The organism is bacterium (genome assembly GCA_026398675.1).
Classification (GTDB): Bacteria; RBG-13-66-14; RBG-13-66-14; order RBG-13-66-14; family RBG-13-66-14; genus RBG-13-66-14.
The window spans coordinates 1-2252 of record JAPLSK010000081.1 but is presented as its reverse complement, the minus strand read 5'-3'; the positions used below and the strand labels follow the sequence as shown (position 1 = coordinate 2252).

Annotated in this window: 1 protein-coding gene; it reads left to right on the top strand. The window is 69.8% G+C overall.

Annotated elements, in window-relative coordinates:
• A partial coding sequence (locus NTW26_01680; protein MCX7020983.1) for a T9SS type A sorting domain-containing protein occupies positions 1 to 1785 on the top strand: 1785 nt, incomplete at its 5' end.
• Between the last annotated feature and the right edge of the window lie 467 nt (positions 1786 to 2252).

The window sequence follows — 2252 nt, the reverse complement described above, 5'->3', positions numbered from 1 at the left end:
CACTACGGTTTCTACGCGCGGCTGGGCGCCGGGGACTCCATCGGGGAGGGTTTCCTCGCCTGGGCCCAGGCGAACATCTACCCCGGGATGAGCGCCGATTACAAGTACTGGTACTACGGGCTGAACATCCTGGGCGACGGCACGCTGTGTCTCCACGGCGGCTCGCGCGGTCCCCTGGCCGATTCTCACAAACAGCCCGCCCCGCCCGACGGCGACTTCGACGACTGGCACCCCGTCAGCACCTCGGCGCACTCCGACATCGCCCCGGCGCTCCTGGGAACCGGAGACGGCGCGGTCTGCGCCTGGGTTTCCGCGGAGCAGGGCCGTTCCAGCATCTACACCAGCCTCTTCGACGGCGATTCCTGGTCCGCCCCCCGGCCCCTGGACTACGCCACCTACTGGGAGTACCAACCGGCGCTCGCCCGCACCGGTGACGGCTGCCACTGCGTCTTTACCCAATTCGACGGCGACACCTACGACTACGACCTGTGGTACGCGAGCTCCGCCGACGGCGGGGCCTGGGGCACGCCGGCCAGAATCGGTCTGCTCGACGGCTACGACCTCTACCCCGCGCTCGCGGCGGACGCCTCGGACCGGCTGTGGCTAGTCTGGCAGAGCTGGGGCTCCGACGGGGCGTACCTTCGGTGGAGCCGGTACAACGGGACGAGCTGGACCCCGCCCGCGGCGGTCTCCGGCGACGAGGCCGGGAAGCCCGCCCTCTGCCGCGACGGGGACGACGGGGTGTACCTCGCCTGCCAGTACCGGGATGCCGACGGGAGCGTGTCCATCCGCGTCCGCCACAACGACGGCTCCGGCTGGGGCGCGGCGGAAGCTATTGACGGAGGCGGGGGCAGGGCGGCCAACCCGACCCTCTTCCGCGACTCCGAGGGCATCCTGTGGTGCGCCTTCGAGGGGGTGACCGACGAGACCACGGCGGTCTTCGTCGCGAGTAACGACGGCTCGGGCTGGACGGCGGCCGAGCGGGTGACACCGCTGGACATCGCCGCCCACGCGCCGTCCCTGGCCGAGGGCGGCCTCGGAGCCTGGTGCGTCTACTGGGCGAACGATGGTTCGGGGCGCTACGCCTACGTGAGCAAGTACAACCCCGACTACGACGCCTGGTTCGGCCCGACGCGGCTCTCCGATGAGGATGCGCAGGGCTGGGCGCCGGTCATCGCCGCCGCCGACTCGGGGCTCCTTATCGCCGCCTGGCACCAATACTCGGACGGCGACCTGGACGTGGTCGCCGGGTCCGCCGACGACTCCTCCGCTGACGAGTACGCCTTCTCCGCCCGCGGGACCGACGAGGGCGTTCTGTTGACTTGGCTGGCCGATCCGGGCGACGCGGGCTACACGCTCTACCGCGAGGCGGAGATTCTCAACGACCAGCCGTTACGCGGCTCGGGGCGGTTGAATTGGCTGGACAGGTCCGAGGGCGGCCGGTACTGGCTGGAAATTCTCCGGGCGGACGGGGGGAGATTGCGGGTCGGTCCGGTGGAGGCGGAGCGCCTGGGCGACGGGCCGGCGATGGACCTGTCGCTCCCTTACCCCTCGCCGGCGCGGGACGCGGCGACCTTCAGCTTCACCCTATCGGAGGCCGGGCCGGTGGAGCTGACGGTCTTTGATTTAGCCGGGCGGCGGGTGGCGACGCCGGTCAACGAAAATCTGACCGGCGGGCGCCACGAGGCGACCTGGGATTGCGCGTCCGCCCCGAGCGGCGTGTACCTCTACCGCCTGGTAACCGAGTCGGGGTCGCTGACCCGGCGGCTGGTCGTCAGCCGGTAGTGCCCCCTCTCCCCGTGGGAGCGGCGCGCCGACGGGGATGGGGGTGAGGGCTGCCTTATTAAAGCGGCGGGGATTAAAATCCCCGCCCTACATTTACGAGGGCCGGGGTGAGGGTCGGCGCGATTTCCCTCTCCCCGTGGGAGCGGCGCGCCGACGGGGATGGGGGTGAGGGCTACCTTAAAACAAACGGGCCGACCTGAAGGTCGGCCCCTACGTCATCGCAAGAAGCGGAAGCGGCAGGGATAGGAATCCTCGCCCTACATTTACGAGGGCCAGGGTAAGGGCTACCATTGAAAAAGGCGGGAACTGAAGTCCCCGCCCTACATTGTGATTGACGGCCCGGGGGCGTCTACTTCCCGCCGATGACCTCCCCCCCCACGTAACCCCGCAGCGGCTCGGGGATTGCAATGGACCCGTCGGCGCGCTGGTGCGTCTCGAAGATGGCGGGCACCAGGCGACTCGTGGCC